Raw genomic sequence first — 16,281 nt, forward strand, 5'->3', positions numbered from 1 at the left:
GAATTACCTTATTATTATCGCGGGGTGGAGCAGTCTGGTAGCTCGTCGGGCTCATAACCCGAAGGTCGCAGGTTCAAATCCTGTCCCCGCAACCAAATGGTCCCGTGGTGTAGCGGTTAACATGCCTGCCTGTCACGCAGGAGATCGCCGGTTCGATCCCGGTCGGGACCGCCATTTTTATAAAGGCTTGGTAGCTCAGTCGGTAGAGCAAAGGACTGAAAATCCTTGTGTCGGCGGTTCGATTCCGTCCCAAGCCACCATTTACACTTATATGCCGGTGTAGCTCAATTGGTAGAGCAACTGACTTGTAATCAGTAGGTTGGGGGTTCAAGTCCTCTTGCCGGCACCACTGAAATGTGGAGGGGTAGCGAAGTGGCTAAACGCGGCGGACTGTAAATCCGCTCCCTCAGGGTTCGGCGGTTCGAATCCGTCCCCCTCCACCATTTTTAAAAAAGAATACAGGGGTATAGTTTAAAGGTAGAACAGAGGTCTCCAAAACCTCCGGTGTGGGTTCGAGTCCTACTACCCCTGCCAATTTAATTAATCTTATATAGTATAATGGCGGCTGTGGCGAAGTGGTTAACGCACCAGATTGTGGCTCTGGCATTCGTGGGTTCGATTCCCATCAGTCGCCCCTTTTTACTTATTAGGGTTTTTATTTTTGTTTTGGGCTATAGCCAAGCGGTAAGGCAACGGACTTTGACTCCGTCATGCGCTGGTTCGAATCCAGCTAGCCCAGCCATTTTCACTTTAACAGTCATCTTTGTGCACCAGCTGCATAAGATACAATTACAGCGAATGCGGAAGTAGTTCAGTGGTAGAACACCACCTTGCCAAGGTGGGGGTCGCGGGTTCGAATCCCGTCTTCCGCTCCAGAATCTTAAGGCGGCATAGCCAAGTGGTAAGGCAGAGGTCTGCAAAACCTTTATCCCCGGTTCAAATCCGGGTGTCGCCTCCAATTTTTATGAACTCACCCTTAGCCGGGGTGGCGGAACTGGCAGACGCACAGGACTTAAAATCCTGCGGTAGGTGACTACCGTACCGGTTCGATTCCGGTCCTCGGCATCAACCAGTATCCAGTTCAAGAAAATGATCAATTTGCCGGTGTGGCGGAATTGGCAGACGCGCACGACTCAAAATCGTGTTCCTCTGGAGTGTCGGTTCGACCCCGACCACCGGTATCTAAAAAGTAATAAATCTAAAGACTTTCTAACAACATGTTAGGAAGTCTTTTTTTATATAAAAATATTTATTTGCACGAAAGAGGAATTATTTAAAAGATATTTTTACTATTAAGTCAAATGATAAATAATCTTTATATGAGTAGGTAAATATTAATGAATAAAAAGCACTAAAAGTCTTTTCGTTTGTTGTATAATATATCCATATACATGAATTATAAGTATTTATGTTAGAGGGGTAGAATATGAATGAGCTAAATAGTAGGAGTAGATTTAAGGAAAATAAAAAGGTGTCTCCCAAATGTTCAACAGTAGAATTAAATTCTTGGATTAAGGTAGCTTTTCTAATCATAATAGGATGGATACTATTTAAATTTAAGTTGGTTATGTTTGTAACAATGTATAATCTAATATATCTTTTTATTGAGTTTCTTTTCACTATGGGGTTAATAGAACATAATGCTTTGTATAACGAATATAACCAAACCTATTATTTCAATGATAATGAGTTATTAAATTTGTTCATTAATTATGGAGTTGTATTTTCAATCATTGGCTTTATTGACAAATTTTTTCCGGGAATTTACTATATTGTTTTTCAATATATAGAAAAGTTGAGAAACATTATTCCGACGTTTCCATTTAGTGGGCTTGTCAGATCCATTTTATTAATAATAGAACTACTTTTTAAAGTAACTTGGGTATTTTCCGGTAGTGTTATACGTTTTGTCACTTCAGTTTTTAGTTTTATTTTTGTCCTACTATATAAAATTGCTGTTCCTATTTTCAATTCATTATTTAAGTCTCTTGATATTGTTAATGAGAAGTTAGATAGTGCTTCAAATCGATTGGATAGTAGCTCTAGAAAAATGGAGAAATAGTTGCTTCTGGAGTGTCGGTTTGACCCCGATCACCGGCATCTATAGCTTACATAAAAACAAGCAAAGTCAATGCTCTAAGCAAACAGAGCATTGGCTTTTTTGTTATATCTGAACGCCCATCGTGTTGACTCAATCATATAAATTCAACCCCAAGTACCCCCCGCCCACCTCCCTGCATATGATGCTTTTATATGCGCTGAAAGGGTGGAGAAGAATGTATTATTATCCGAATTATTGGTATCCAAATCCTTATTATCCTCAAGTTCATGCACCGATGAACAATTACTACAGAGAACCGGCCTATTGGAACTATCCAGGCAGCTACCCCTCTGAGATGGGTGATTACAGACTCTCATTAAAGGATTATGGAAAAGAGCCATTTGTTATTAATATTAATGAAGCGACGCTGCTGAACAATAATTTCCGGACGGCGTTATGGACAGGAACTCACCTGCAGCTTACGTTAATGAGTCTTAATCCGGGTGAAGATATCGGTTTGGAGATGCATCCTGATGTTGATCAGTTCCTGCGGGTTGAAGAGGGGCAGGGGATTGTTCAGATGGGCAAGAGCAAAGACCAATTGCCTTTCATGCGAAACGTCTATGATGATACGGCGATCATCATACCGGCCGGAACGTGGCACAATGTCACCAATACGGGCAAATCTCCGCTGAAACTTTATTCGATCTATGCTCCTCCAAACCATCCGTTTGGTACGGTTCATGAGACGAAAGCGGATGCGGCTGCAGCTGAAGAAAGTCATGGCCATAACGGAGGAGAAACCGTTATTGGTGGCAAGACTCCGGATGAATGGGTAAAGCACACGGAGTTTTTGGTGAAGGAGGGGCTTGAGGATGTGAAGAGAGGGATCAATGCGGTTCACATTCTTCAGGAGTTTATTTTGATGGGCGTGCTTGTAGGGAAGGGATACACTCCTGAGAAAGCATATGAAACAGTGGAAGAGTGGGAGCGCACGGGAGAGTCCAAGCTTCTGCAGCAGAGCAAAAAATTAGGGGGACAGAGCATATAGAGATGGCTGTACCCCGGAATATTAGTCTCAATTCAGCAATGAGAAAGAATCTGGGTCTCACCAGGTTCTTTTTTTTGTTAAAATATATTTTATTGCACCAGTTGCCCATTATGGCATGTTGTGGGCATTTCTTAAGCATTTTTATGATATTTGCACTGTCATATAGAAAAAGGACAAGCCTTTCTCCCCACATCTAGTCAAAATAGTGCACCTTCTTCGTCAATACAGTATCCCCTTTTTAGTAAGCGCTATCATTATAATAAAAGAAAGCGATTACAAACTAAGGGTGGTGAGACGGTTGGAAACGAAAATTCAAACGGGGCCTGTGAGCACGAAGGCTCAGATGCAGACCGTTCCTAAGAAGAAGTTTAAGGTGAAGAGCCTGCTTGTATATGGCGCCTTTGTTGGTCCGGCGCTGCTGTTCTTCCTTGTGATCCAGATACTGCCGTTCTTAATGGGGCTTTATTACTCGTTTACTTCATGGAATGGAGTCAGTTCGGCTGTTGAGTGGGTAGGTTTGGAGAACTATCTGAAAATCTTTACGAACGATCCGGCCTTTTTTAATTCATTTATTTTTACAACGAAGTTTATGTTTGCGGCTGTCATTATCAGTAATGTGATCGGGTTTGCTTTTGCACTGATGCTGAATGCAGCGCTTAAGACGAAGAATGTTCTGCGGACTGTCTTTTTCCTTCCGAATGTTATCGGTGGATTGTTGCTCGGGTTTATCTGGCAGTTCATTTTTGTAAAAGGTTTTGCATCTCTCGGAAATATGACTGGGCTTGAGTTTTTCAAAATGCCTTGGCTTGGCGATGAGACGACTGCGTTTTGGGGAATCGTCATCGTGTTTGCATGGCAGACGAGCGGCTATATGATGGTCATCTATATTGCAGCTCTTCAGGGAGTGGATACTTCCCTGCTTGAGGCGGCGAAAATGGACGGAGCTTCTGCTTGGACGCTTTTGACGAAGATTATTGTTCCGCTGATTCTTCCGGCATTCACGATTTGTCTGTTCCTTACAATATCAATGGCGTTTAAGATTTTCGATCTGAATATCTCTCTTACAGGCGGCGGGCCGTTCAACTCGACTCAGTCTGTAGCGATCAATATTTATCAGGAAGCCTTCCAGAATAACCGTTACGGTCTTGGTACGGCGAAGTCAATTCTGTTCTTTGTGGTTGTTGCCATCTTTACAACCGTTCAGGTAATGATGACGAAGAAGCGGGAGGTTGAGGCGTAATGGGCAACCGGTATACAGGCAAAACATTTGTCCTTGAAATCATAGCAATCGCGATTGCGCTCATCTTCCTGATTCCGTTTTACTTCGTTCTAGTAAACTCAGTTAAGCCGTTTGCAGCTATCTTAATAGATGCTGCAGCATGGCCGAAGGAATTTATGTTCTCTAACTACGCCAAAGTGTGGGAGGTTATCAACTTCCCGCGGGCTTTCTGGAATTCGCTTATCATCACGGTTTTCAGTAATATTGGGTTAGTGATCATCAGCTCGATGGCTGCGTGGAAAATGGTCCGCACGCCGGGCAGATTCAACAAAATCCTGTTTGTTCTGTTTGTAGCGGCAATGGTCATTCCGTTCCAGACGGTGATGATTCCGCTGATGAAGCTTGGGGGCACCCTTGGTCTGACAAACAGCATTCCGGGTCTGATTATCATGTATTTCGGTTTTGGTGTTCCGCTTTCATTGTTCCTTTATCACGGGTTTGTGAAAACAGTGCCTGTTGAAATTGAAGAGTCAGCGAAGATTGACGGCTGCAGCGAGTTCGGCGTGTTTTGGAGAATTGTTTTCCCTCTTCTTAAGCCGATCACGGTAACAGTTGTGATTCTGAATACGCTTTGGATCTGGAATGATTATCTGCTTCCATTGCTTGTTCTGCAGGATGCGGAGCTGCGCACGATTCCGCTTGCGGCAAGTTCATTCTTTGCCCAGTACACGAAACAGTGGGATATGGGACTCGCAGCGCTGGTGCTTGGCATTACGCCAGTCGTGATTTTCTTCCTGTTCCTGCAAAAACATATTATTAAAGGGATTGCATCAGGTTCGATCAAGTAGATATAAAGTTTCTGCATTTTATAGATTTATAAAATGCAGGAATTTATATAAAATAAAAAGATTCAAGGAGGTCAATCCATTAATGAAACGCTTTCTGTTATTATGTATGTCATTAGTTTTCGTATTCGGCATTATGGCGGGCTGTTCGTCTAAAGAATCATCAGGCGGAGATTCAGGCAAGGATTCAAAATCAGGCGATGAAGTGGTAACGCTTAACTTCTTCCAATTTAAAGTAGAAATTGCTGACCAGCTTCAGGCAATGATCAAAGAATATGAAGCTGAGAATCCAAACATTAAGATTAAACTTGAAACGGTAGGCGGCGGTGCTGACTACGGCGCAGCTCTTAAAGCAAAATTTGCTTCAGGCGAAGAGCCGGATATTTTCAACAACGGCGGTTTTAAAGAGCTTGAGCTCTGGAAAGAAAAGCTTGCTGATCTTTCAGGCGAGCCATGGGTTGAGCATGTTCTTCCAATCGGAAAAGTGCCAATGACAGATGCAGACGGCAAGCTTTACGGCATGCCTGTCAACCTTGAAGGATACGGCTTTGTTTACAACAAAGATCTGTTTGAAAAAGCAGGCATCACTGAGCCTCCTAAAACAATCGATGAGCTGAAAGAAGCTGCGAAAAAGCTCGAAGCTAAAAAGATCACTCCATTCTCTGCTGGATACGGCGAGTGGTGGGTAATCGGGCAGCATTTACTGAACATTCCATTTGCACAGCAGGAAGATCCTGAGAAATTTATCGCAGGTCTTTATGACGGATCAGAAAAATTCACTGACAATGAGCAGTTCAAGCAGTTCAAAGAAGTTCTTGATACAGAGCTTAAATATGCAAACGACAATCCATTAACAACAGACTACAATACACAGGTTACACTTTTCGCTTCTGGCGAAACAGCTATGCTTCAGCAAGGTAACTGGACAGAGAACATGATCACAGAAATCAACCCTGAGATCAACATGGGCTTCCTTCCAATTCCGATCAGCAACGACGAGAATGCAAACAGCCTTCCAGTCGGCGTACCGAACAACTGGGTACTGAACAAAAATTCAGAGCACCTTGAAGAAGCGAAAGCATTCTTAAACTGGATGGTTTCATCTGAAACAGGAAAACGCTTCATCACAGAAGAATTCGCATTTATCCCGGCATTCGATAACATCGAGCCTGCTGGACTTGGCGATCTTGGAACTTCGATTCTTGATTACTCTAAAGAAGAGAAAACAATCCCTTGGACTTGGTTCAAATGGCCGGACGGAGCGAACAAAGAATTCGCTGCTGCCATGCAGGAGTATGCTGCAGGCAAAATCGACTATGATACAATGCTTGAGCGCTTCCAGACTTCATGGGATAATTTGAAGTAATAGACTGATAGAGAAAGCATGCCCTTATGGGTGTGCTTTCTTTTTGCATACTTTTGCAATCCCCCGAGGTATTTGAAGGAAGATTCGAAAAAGTGCTTTCAAGCCTATGAAACTGGCTATATACTAAAGAATAAGCTAGTCCCTGGAGGTCAGACCCCATGCTGAAACGAAGCATCCGCAACAAATTGATTGTTCTTCTGATGATTACGACCATCGTGCCGTTCGGCAGTTCCATTTTAATCACGTACCTATATACAAAAGAATCACTGGAAGACCAGGTTGTGAAAGAAAGCAGCAACCTGCTGTACCAGGGGAAAATAAACCTTGAAAGCTATCTGAATGAGCTGAACGGTCTAACACTCTCCCTCTACAACAATCCGGATTTTATCAACTATCTAAGATCGCCTGATGATAAAAATGACTATCAGAATGTCGGCATTGTGAAAAATATTATGCAGACCATCCTCTACACAGGAGATACGATTAACGAGGTGAAGATTTCGTTCGCCAAAGATGACAGGGTGATTTCTGCCACTAAACGGTCGACTGTTGTCTTTTCAACAAGTATTGAAGATGAAAAAAATGAGGCCTTCAACAGCGCTGAGCGCAGCCCCTACAACCTGTATATCGAGCCGGTGTATGCAAGCCATGAGGACAGCCCAAGAAGGGGAAGGGACATCGTGATGATGCACAGGGCGCTTACGAATGTGCCCGGAAGCGATGTGCTTGGGTACATCACGCTCGGCATTTCTCCTGATACGATCATTGATATGAGCCGGAATCTGTACAACCGGGAATCAGAGGAGTTTTTCCTGCTGTCATCAGAGGGAAAAATGATATACAGTTCAAACGCCGAGATTCCGGACGGTTCCAATCAAAAGTGGATTGAGAGCGTGATGGATGCTGACACGGCATCAGGGACGTTTGAGTGGCAGGAGGATTCTTTTAACGGAGTGATGATGTACGACAGGCTTTCTGATTCGTCCGGAGGGTGGATACTCGTCAAGCGGGTGCCGTTTCATATCCTTTATGACAGCGCATACAGCGTGGCTAAAATCAATATTCTTTTTGGCGTGATCGGTTTGTCGCTTGTGGTGCTTGCTGTTCTGTTCGTTTCCTTTAAAATGACCTCCCCGATTAGAATTCTGCTTCAGAATATTGAACAGGTTGAAAAAGGCAATATGAAGATCGCCTCCCAGTCCTTCGGATCAGATGAAATCGGGATTCTGGGCTCCCGTTTTCAGCAGATGATCGAGCGGATCAATCAGCTGATTACGAGGGAGTACAAGCTTGAGCTTGAAAATAAGACAAACCAACTTAAAGTGCTGCAGTCACAGATTAATCCGCATTTCCTTTATAATGCGCTGCAGTCAATCGGAACAGTTGCCCTTAAAAATAACGTCCCGCAAATCTATTCCCTGATCACCCACCTGTCAAAGATCATGAGATACGGGATGAATATGGAGGAGGACCTTGTTCCTCTCAGGAAAGAAATTACCTACACCAATGCTTTTCTATTCCTGCAAAAAGAGCGGTTTGGCGAGCATTTGCAGGTGCATGTTGAGGTTGATGAGGATGTGCAGGATATTCTTGTGCCGAAAATGATTCTGCAGCCTGTGATCGAAAACTACTTTAAGCATGGCTTTGACATCCGCGACGGTATTGGAAGCATCGAGCTGAAGTGCTTCAGGGACGATGATGAACTGGTCATGATAATCACTGACAACGGCATTGGCGTCACGCCGCAGAGGCTGAATGAAATACATGAACATTTCAGAGCCGATGCGCTGAATAAAAAGGGGCCGGGGACAAATATAGGTCTGAAAAACGTCTATTCGCGGCTGAAGCTTTATTATGATCACAAAGCAAAGCTTTTTCTGGAAAATAAAGAGGATAGCGGCTTCATGGTGACGATGAGGCTTCCGGTCCTGCAGGAGGGTGAGACGGGTGAAAGCGATCATAGTTGATGATGAAAAGCATGTAAGGGAAGGGCTCATGCTGCTCGCTGACTGGGAAAAGCACGGGATCGATCTTATTATGGAAGCGGAAGACGGCGAAGAGGCTGCAGCGCTCATTAAAGAACACAATCCTGAAATCATTTTTACAGATATGAGAATGCCGAGGCGTGACGGGATCAGTCTATTAAAATGGCTTCATGCTGAGAACACGGCAAGCAAAACCATTGTCGTGAGCGGGTATGATGACTTTGAATATATGAGGCATGCAATCACTTATAAGAGCTTCGATTATATTTTAAAGCCGATTGAACCAGATGTGCTAAACGAGACGCTTGAGCGGGCTGTTCTTGAATGGCGGGAGCAGGCTATGTCAAAGTCTGCCCAGGCTGAAGAGAGCCGCGTCATCAATGAAGTCAGGCCACTCTATTGGGATCAGCTCTTTTCAGGGCTTTGTCTGAAAAAAGAAATCTCAAACGATGCTGAAGAAAAAATAGAGAAAGAATACGGCGTGCATTTTTCAAGCGTTCAAAAAACGGCCGCAGTTCTCTCGCTGAAGGCATGTGAGGGAGACCGGGAAGCTGCTGCGGCCTCTATATCAGGCCTCTGCAACGAACATTTGAAGGACGGGGTCTGCTTTAAAAACGTAAATAAAGAGGATGAACTTGTTCTCCTACTATGGAAAGAAAAAAATCCCCTTGGTGCTGCGGAAGAATTCATCAGGCTTGTCAAACAGAAGCTTAAGTTGAACGTGCTTGCTGCAGCGGGCAGCACCGGTATTCAGCTGAATGAAACATACGGTGAGGCGGAGGCCGTTCTCCTTACACATGATCTCCGCCTGAAAAAAGCGCTTGCCGCACCAAGGGATAAAGGAGACAAACCGCTGCTTCACCTGTTTGACTTTTCAAACGAGCTGAAGTGGGCCGTGCAATCAGGCAGCATCCCTCAAACGGAAGCCCAGCTTGTAAAAATCTTTGCAAAGCTTGAACAGCAGCATCATCTTTCCCTTGAGCAGATCACGCTCTGGGAAAAACAGTTTGAGCTCCTGCGAAGCAACTGGATCAAGGAATATGAAGTCAGCCACAAGGAAGGCTTTTATTTGGGGAAAGCTTACTGGGATTCAGACGGGGCTTTTTCCATTGCGAAATTCAAGGAAGAAAAAACAAAGGAATTCACAGAGCTGATCACGATTCTTTCTACCGTAAAGTACCAGAAGGAAAAAAACAACATGCAGCAGATTGAAGAATATCTTCAGCAGCATTATCAGGAGGACATTACGCTCCAGGAGATTGCAGACAAGTTCTATTTAAGCAGGGAATACATCTCCCGAAAATTCAAGCAGGATTACCAGACAACACTGACGGACTATTTGACCGGCATCCGCATGGAAAAGGCAAAATCGCTGCTTGAAAATCCGTATCTCAAAATCTATGAAGTTGCATACGGCGTCGGCTACCAGAACGAGAAATACTTCAGTAAAGTCTTCAAAAAGTACACAGGCCAGACGCCGAATGAATACCGGCAGACGAAATAAGGGGTCAGTCCCGCTCCGCTTTAACGCGGTGCAGGACTGACACCAATTTTCGACAAAATTATTCATTTTGTGTTGAAGAATCGTTAAGAATTTGTTAAGATATTTTTATCGCTTCTTCTTGCGGGTGTAGTTTAATGGTAAAACCTCAGCCTTCCAAGCTGATGTCGTGGGTTCGATTCCCATCACCCGCTCCATACATATACAACGCAGTGTTTCGTTTGTCAGAAAAACGGGGCATTGCGTTTTTTCATGTTCAAAAAAAATCCCTCCGGAAAAGAGGGATTTACTGTATCACTTTATAATCTCCCGTCCCGCCGTGAATTTGCGTGAACATTTTCGTTAAAGATGATAACATCTCGAGTGCCTGCTCCACGTCCATGCCTGGCCTTAAGTAGATCAGATGCAGGGCATTGTGCGTGTTCTCCGTGACAGCCGTCCGCCTGGAGTCGACAAACGGGCTGCCAAACGGTCCGTTCTCATCGGCAGATAATAGCTTGCCGGCCATGTTTACTTCCCGTCCGTTGATGGCAAGATAGGAATCATCTGCAGACCCGACCCTAATTTCAACCGGACCTGACAGTTCATCTGCATCGTAAATGCCAAAAGGGATCTGATGCTGCAGCGAGAAGAAATTATTGAGGTCGACTGCTGAATGAAATGGTTCGAGATACTGCTGCTTTTGGATTCTGCGGTACAGTGCCTCGTTTGAAGGACGGTAGCGCCCCGGATCTGTGCCGAGTTTTTTGAAAATGCCCCGCCACTCTTTAATCGGTTCAAGATCCTGGACTTTTTTATTTTCCATTTCAAAGAAGATTGACTCCTGGAACAGGCGCATTCTGCCTTTCAGCATTTGCGGCGATTCTGATACTTCGATGTTTTCATAGGAGATTACGCCGATTTTAAAACCGGGTATCTCCCGGGTGATTTCAGGACTGATTGAAGTTTCCATCATTTTATCCTCCACATTTTAATGACATTATTTTACCATAGAAGAAGTGACCATTCGAACGGAAAGGAGGGATAGACCATGAATGCAGCCGAGTTGAAACAAGATTTAATTGCATACAGCAAAAGCATCGGCATTGATAAAATCGGATTTGCGCAGGCAACCGTTTTTGAGGAGCTGAAGCAGCGCCTGATTGTGCACGAGCAAAAGGGCTATATGTCAGGCTTTGAGGAGCCGGATATTGAAAAAAGAACGAACCCCGATTTGCTTGTGCCGGGAGCAAAATCGATTATATCGATTGCCCTTGCGTATCCTTCAAAGCTGAAGGATGCTCCAAGAAGCACGAAGGAAGACAGACGGGGGATTTTCTGCCGCGCATCCTGGGGACAGGATTATCATGATGTGCTGAGAGACAGGCTCAAAAAGCTTGAAGCCTATATCCTTGAAAAGCTGCCGGATGCAGAGCTCAAGTCCATGGTTGATACCGGGGAATTGTCTGACCGTGCCGCCGCCGAGAGAGCGGGAATCGGATGGAGCGGGAAAAACTGCGCCATTATTACACCCGAATTCGGCTCGTATGTCTATCTTGGCGAAATCGTCACAAATATCGCGCTCCCTCCTGACACACCGATGGAGGACCGGTGCGGCAGCTGCACAATTTGTGTAGATGCATGCCCGACAGGAGCGCTTGTTCAGGGCGGTCAGCTCGATTCATCCAAGTGCATTGCTTTTTTAACGCAGACAAAAGGGTTTCTTGAAGAAAGATACCGCAAAAAGCTTGGAAACCGTCTGTACGGATGTGATACGTGCCAGACGGTCTGTCCGGAGAATAAAGGCAAGGACTTTCATCTGCATGCCGAAATGGAACCGGACCCGGAAATTGCAAAGCCCAAGCTGAAACCGCTCCTTACGATGAGCAACCGTGAGTTTAAAGAGAAGTTCGGTCATGTGTCAGGCTCCTGGCGCGGGAAAAAACCGATTCAGCGCAATGCGATTATTGCTCTTGCCCATTTTAAAGATACAACGGCTGTTCCTGAATTAACGTTCTTGATGCAAAAGGATCCCCGCCCCGTCATTCGGGGAACGGCAGCCTGGGCGCTGGGTGTAATCGGTGAAAAAACGAGTCTTCCTGATTTGGAGAAAGCTCTTCAGCAAGAACAGGACGCAGAGGCACGCACTGAAATGGAAAAAGGGCTTGCGCTTCTTCAGCAGTAGAGTTCATACTTCCCGGCCGATTTTCATAGAGTCTTACTAAAGACACTTATGGCGGTGAGGCTTATATGAAAAAGGAACTTGCAGCTGCAGTAAAGAGCAAACTGGAGATGCTGGTAAACAGCAGAAGCGCAAGGGATCTTCATCTTATAGAAGACAGTGAAACGCTGCTCAGAAAAAAGCAAATCTTAAAGGACCGGGAAGTGGAGCTTCTTAAAGGAAGAGCGGATGTGCAGGTGCTTCAGGTTGAGAACGTCACGGCCGAAGAAATGCACGTGACGTATAAGTGCCACTATAAATATTTCCATAACGACCGGAAATCGTTCTATATGGAAGAAAAGATGGAAGACCGGATGGCCATTTTTCAAAATGGCATGATTGTCAGCGATGATAAGATTGAAGTGAACCGCGAAGATGAGACAGATGAAAACAGGGAAGACGAGTCAGATGAGCGGGTTCCGTTCCTGTATGACAGGCTCGCTGCGGTGCAGTATGCAGAGAGATGGTGGAATACGCACAATCCGAAGTATAAAAACTTCGATGTGAACTGCACGAACTATGTCTCCCAGTGCCTCCGGGCAGGAGGAGCACCGATGCGCGGCTATCCCGGGCGCTCTGTCGGGTGGTGGATGCAAAACAGCAACTGGAGCTACAGCTGGACCGTTGCGCATTCCCTTACAATGCACCTCGGACATTCGAAAACAGGGCTGCGCGCATCAAGAGTCTATAAACCTGAAGCTCTAATGCCCGGCGATGTGATTTGCTACGACTTTCAGGGCGACGGCAGGTTCGACCATACAACGATTGTTGTGTCAAAAGATAAATCAAACATGCCCCTGGTCAACGCCAATACGTACAACAGCAGAATGCGCTACTGGGATTATGAAGATTCCACAGCCTACACGCCAAACATTGCGTACAGATTTTATCATATAGAAGATGATGCAGGCTCAAAGAAACAATAATGAAGTGGTATAATAAAGGCAACAGATTTAGATGAGGTGAAAATAAGTGGCTTTACATGTCGTACTCTACCAGCCGGAGATCCCGGCTAACACAGGAAACATCGCACGCACCTGCGCGGCAACCAACACCGTTCTGCATTTGATCCGTCCGCTTGGATTTTCAACAGACGACAAAATGCTGAAGCGTGCAGGACTTGATTACTGGGAATTCGTCACCGTCGTGTATCACGATTCTCTCGACGAACTATTTGAAGCCTACCCCCAAGGCGATTTCTACTTTATCTCGAAATTCGGCGAACAGCCCCATACAACCTTCGACTACAGCAGCGTGGAAAAAGACACGTTCTTCGTGTTCGGAAAAGAAACGACCGGCCTGCCGAAGGATCTCATTGCAGCCAACATGGAAAAATGCCTGCGCCTGCCGATGACCGGCAACGTGCGCTCTCTTAACTTATCCAACACCGCTGCCATTTTGATTTACGAGGCATTGAGACAGCAGAATTATCCTGGTTTATTGAGAAAAGTGTAAGCGCCTTGCTCAGATCCGACAGGCAGAAAAGGATTCGGCAGAAAAGTCCGGGTTTGACTTTTTTGCCGAATCCGTTCTGACGGAGGATCTAGGCGCTGGAACTAGACATCAAAGCGCAAAACTAATTACGTCCTATTACTAAAAAAAACGACCTAAGCGGCCGTTTTTTTTTATTATTTTTTCACGCCTGGCTTATCATTGTACCCTGCAGTAAATATCGAAACTAAAAATGTAATGCATACCCCTAGCACTAATGCTGTTTTCATCGCGGCAATTCCTCCCTTTTATGTAAATGATGACCCTTACATAGATAGTCTCATTATAGCTTATCCCTATAGGCATGTGAATATAAATGGGGGGATTTTTGAAATATCTTTTAATAGAAAAGCGGAATCAGCCGTTTAGCTCCGACAGACAGAAAAGAAATCACCGGAAAAGTCCGGGTTTGACTTTTTTGGTGATTTTGTTCTGGCCGAGGAGTTGGCTGATGGAGCTGGACAATAAGTAAAGCGAAGACAACTGTTCAACCCTTTCAGTCAGATAAGAAACACCTAAATCCTTTTCTGAACTTCGGAGCTAAACGAGCGTCTCCGCTTTTCTAATTAATTTTAGAATGTTAAAGGACATCCTCGCATAAAGTGTATTAATCGCGCTCAAGTATCACCAATGATGGAGGAGGTCCTTATGGATATCTTAAAAAAAGTTGAAAAGTACAGAGAAGATGAACAGCGACTGAAGTGGGAAGGAACCTTCGTTGAGTATTTAGAGATGCTGAAAGAACAGCCATGGGTTGCACAATCGGCTCATTCACGAGTTTACAATATGATCAAAGATGCCGGTATAGAGGAAGAAAACGGGTCAAAGCGCTATAAGTTCTTTGATCATAAACTGTTTGGGCTTGAAGATTCTCTTGAACGCCTTGTGGAGGAGTACTTCCATCCGGCTGCCAAACGGCTGGATGTCCGCAAGCGGATCCTGCTGCTGATGGGGCCGGTCAGCGGCGGTAAGTCCACGCTTGTGACGATGCTGAAGAGAGGTCTTGAATCGTATTCCCATACTGACCGCGGTGCTGTTTATGCCATTAAAGGCTGCCCGATGCACGAGGATCCTCTGCATTTAATTCCCCATCATCTGAGAGAAGACTTCTTTGACGAATACGGCATACGGATCGAAGGAAATCTTTCGCCTTTGAACCTGATGAGGCTTGAGCAGGAGTACGGCGGACGGATTGAAGATGTGATGATTGAGCGGATCTTTTTCTCGGAAGATAAACGGACTGGAATTGGAACGTTCAGCCCATCTGATCCTAAATCCCAGGATATAGCTGATTTAACAGGGAGCATTGACTTTTCGACGATTGCGGAGTTCGGGTCAGAGTCTGATCCGCGTGCGTACCGTTTTGACGGGGAGCTGAACAAGGCAAACCGCGGAATGATGGAATTCCAGGAGATGCTGAAGTGTGACGAGAAATTCCTCTGGCATCTGCTTTCATTGACACAGGAAGGCAATTTTAAAGCGGGAAGATTTGCCCTCATTTCTGCAGATGAGCTGATTGTTGCGCACACGAATGAAACAGAGTACCGCTCCTTCATTTCCAACAAGAAGAATGAGGCGCTGCATTCACGGATCATCGTCATGCCTGTGCCGTATAACCTGAGGGTTTCTGAAGAAGAGCGAATCTATGAAAAAATGATTATGGAAAGCGATGTTTCAAATGTTCATATTGCACCGCATACGATGCGGGTTGCGGCAATGTTTACTATATTAACAAGATTAAAAGATCCAAAGCGCGGTGACATTGATCTTGTGAAGAAGATGCGCCTGTACGACGGCGAGAATGTGGAAGGCTACAACACGGTCGATGTGGAAGAGCTGCAGAAGGAGCATGTGGATGAAGGGATGAGCGGAATCGATCCGCGGTATGTCATCAACCGGATTTCCTCTACCATTATCCGTAAGGAAATTCCGTCGATTAATGCGCTCGATGTCCTAAGATCGCTGAAAGAGGGGCTGGATCAGCACGCATCCATCTCTAATGAAGACCGCGAGCGGTACTTGAACTTCATCTCTGTTGCGAGAAAAGAGTACGATGATCTTGCGAAAAAAGAAGTGCAAAAAGCATTCGTCTACTCGTACGAAGAGTCTGCAAAAACATTGATGGATAACTACCTCGACAACGTGGAAGCTTACTGCAATAAAAATAAGATTCGCGATCCGCTGACTGGCGAGGAAATGAATCCGGACGACAAGCTCATGCGCTCAATTGAAGAGCAGATCGGCATTTCCGAAAATGCGAAAAAGGCGTTCCGTGAAGAGATTCTTATCCGGATTTCAGCTTATGCCCGCAAAGGAAAACGATTTGATTACAACTCGCATGAACGCCTCCGTGAAGCGATCCAGAAAAAGCTGTTTGCCGATCTGAAGGATGTAGTGAAGATTACAACATCTTCGAAAACGCCGGATGAGCAGCAGCTGAAGAAAATCAATGAAGTCGTTAAGAGGCTGATTGATGAGCATGGCTACAATTCTACGTCTGCAAATGATCTGCTGCGGTATGTGGGAAGTCTCTTAAACAGATAACGGGAAAAGCCGGGCATGGGAGTCCGGCTTTTCAGCTT

Annotated in this window: 12 protein-coding genes and 13 tRNA genes; 24 read left to right on the top strand and 1 reads right to left on the bottom strand. The window is 45.1% G+C overall.

From position 1 onward, the window contains the following. The first annotated feature begins 18 nt into the window (after positions 1 to 18). From JOJ89_RS03245 to JOJ89_RS03340, 20 genes are all read left to right on the top strand, one after another. Positions 19 to 95 (top strand) — tRNA-Met (locus JOJ89_RS03245). Between the two features lie 3 nt (positions 96 to 98). Then, a tRNA-Asp gene (locus JOJ89_RS03250) sits at positions 99 to 174 on the top strand. Between the two features lie 10 nt (positions 175 to 184). Further along, positions 185 to 260: transfer RNA gene (locus JOJ89_RS03255), tRNA-Phe, on the top strand. Between the two features lie 13 nt (positions 261 to 273). Then, positions 274 to 349 (top strand) — tRNA-Thr (locus JOJ89_RS03260). 9 nt (positions 350 to 358) lie between these two features. Further along, a tRNA-Tyr gene (locus JOJ89_RS03265) sits at positions 359 to 443 on the top strand. 17 nt (positions 444 to 460) lie between these two features. Continuing rightward, a tRNA-Trp gene (locus tag JOJ89_RS03270) sits at positions 461 to 534 on the top strand. 27 nt (positions 535 to 561) lie between these two features. Next, positions 562 to 634: transfer RNA gene (locus tag JOJ89_RS03275), tRNA-His, on the top strand. 33 nt (positions 635 to 667) lie between these two features. After that, a tRNA-Gln gene (locus JOJ89_RS03280) sits at positions 668 to 742 on the top strand. A 58-nt stretch (positions 743 to 800) separates the two neighbouring features. Next, positions 801 to 875, top strand: a tRNA-Gly gene (locus JOJ89_RS03285). A gap of 9 nt (positions 876 to 884) precedes the next feature. After that, positions 885 to 958: transfer RNA gene (locus tag JOJ89_RS03290), tRNA-Cys, on the top strand. Positions 959 to 979: 21 nt separating this feature from the next. Continuing rightward, positions 980 to 1,065 (top strand) — tRNA-Leu (locus tag JOJ89_RS03295). Between the two features lie 35 nt (positions 1,066 to 1,100). Further along, a tRNA-Leu gene (locus tag JOJ89_RS03300) sits at positions 1,101 to 1,181 on the top strand. Between the two features lie 245 nt (positions 1,182 to 1,426). After that, positions 1,427 to 2,062 carry a hypothetical protein gene (locus tag JOJ89_RS03305; protein WP_203289572.1) on the top strand — a complete coding sequence of 212 codons (636 nt, stop codon included), beginning with the start codon at positions 1,427 to 1,429 and terminating at the stop codon, positions 2,060 to 2,062. 214 nt (positions 2,063 to 2,276) lie between these two features. Next, positions 2,277 to 3,092, top strand: coding sequence for a cupin domain-containing protein (locus JOJ89_RS03310; protein ID WP_203289573.1), 816 nt, complete (start codon positions 2,277 to 2,279; stop codon positions 3,090 to 3,092). A gap of 298 nt (positions 3,093 to 3,390) precedes the next feature. Next, a complete protein-coding gene (locus JOJ89_RS03315) occupies positions 3,391 to 4,332 on the top strand; it encodes a carbohydrate ABC transporter permease (protein WP_242524655.1) in 942 nt (313 codons plus the stop codon). Beyond that, positions 4,332 to 5,159, top strand: a complete 828-nt coding sequence (locus tag JOJ89_RS03320; RefSeq protein WP_029286338.1) for a carbohydrate ABC transporter permease — start codon at positions 4,332 to 4,334, stop codon at positions 5,157 to 5,159. Before JOJ89_RS03315 ends, JOJ89_RS03320 begins: the two co-directional genes overlap by 1 nt. A gap of 82 nt (positions 5,160 to 5,241) precedes the next feature. After that, positions 5,242 to 6,522, top strand: a complete 1,281-nt coding sequence (locus tag JOJ89_RS03325; RefSeq protein ID WP_029286340.1) for an ABC transporter substrate-binding protein — start codon at positions 5,242 to 5,244, stop codon at positions 6,520 to 6,522. 158 nt (positions 6,523 to 6,680) lie between these two features. Beyond that, on the top strand, positions 6,681 to 8,489 hold the full coding sequence (locus JOJ89_RS03330) for a cache domain-containing sensor histidine kinase (RefSeq protein WP_203289574.1): 1,809 nt from the start codon (positions 6,681 to 6,683) through the stop codon (positions 8,487 to 8,489). After that, entirely contained in the window at positions 8,470 to 10,011 is a 1,542-nt protein-coding gene (locus tag JOJ89_RS03335; protein ID WP_203289575.1) for a response regulator transcription factor, read from the top strand. The genes JOJ89_RS03330 and JOJ89_RS03335 overlap by 20 nt, the downstream gene beginning before the upstream one ends. A gap of 120 nt (positions 10,012 to 10,131) precedes the next feature. Further along, positions 10,132 to 10,205 (top strand) — tRNA-Gly (locus JOJ89_RS03340). 89 nt (positions 10,206 to 10,294) lie between these two features. Here JOJ89_RS03340 and JOJ89_RS03345 read toward each other — a convergent pair. Further along, positions 10,295 to 10,960 carry a B3/B4 domain-containing protein gene (locus tag JOJ89_RS03345; protein WP_203290242.1) on the bottom strand — a complete coding sequence of 222 codons (666 nt, stop codon included), beginning with the start codon at positions 10,958 to 10,960 and terminating at the stop codon, positions 10,295 to 10,297. 78 nt (positions 10,961 to 11,038) lie between these two features. Here JOJ89_RS03345 and queG point away from each other — a divergent pair, with 78 nt between their 5' ends. The 4 genes from queG (at position 11,039) to JOJ89_RS03365 (ending at position 16,243) form a co-directional block, all read left to right on the top strand. Then, positions 11,039 to 12,172, top strand: a complete 1,134-nt coding sequence (gene queG / locus JOJ89_RS03350; RefSeq protein ID WP_203289576.1) for a tRNA epoxyqueuosine(34) reductase QueG — start codon at positions 11,039 to 11,041, stop codon at positions 12,170 to 12,172. A gap of 65 nt (positions 12,173 to 12,237) precedes the next feature. Continuing rightward, positions 12,238 to 13,134, top strand: a complete 897-nt coding sequence (locus JOJ89_RS03355; protein ID WP_203289577.1) for an amidase domain-containing protein — start codon at positions 12,238 to 12,240, stop codon at positions 13,132 to 13,134. Between the two features lie 46 nt (positions 13,135 to 13,180). Continuing rightward, on the top strand, positions 13,181 to 13,663 hold the full coding sequence (gene trmL, locus JOJ89_RS03360) for a tRNA (uridine(34)/cytosine(34)/5-carboxymethylaminomethyluridine(34)-2'-O)-methyltransferase TrmL (RefSeq protein WP_029286352.1): 483 nt from the start codon (positions 13,181 to 13,183) through the stop codon (positions 13,661 to 13,663). A 684-nt stretch (positions 13,664 to 14,347) separates the two neighbouring features. Beyond that, positions 14,348 to 16,243, top strand: coding sequence for a PrkA family serine protein kinase (locus JOJ89_RS03365; protein ID WP_203289578.1), 1,896 nt, complete (start codon positions 14,348 to 14,350; stop codon positions 16,241 to 16,243). Positions 16,244 to 16,281: the final 38 nt, after the last annotated feature.

The sequence above is a fragment of the Metabacillus sp. cB07 genome (assembly GCF_016839225.1).
GTDB lineage: Bacteria > Bacillota > Bacilli > Bacillales > Bacillaceae > Bacillus_P > Bacillus_P indicus.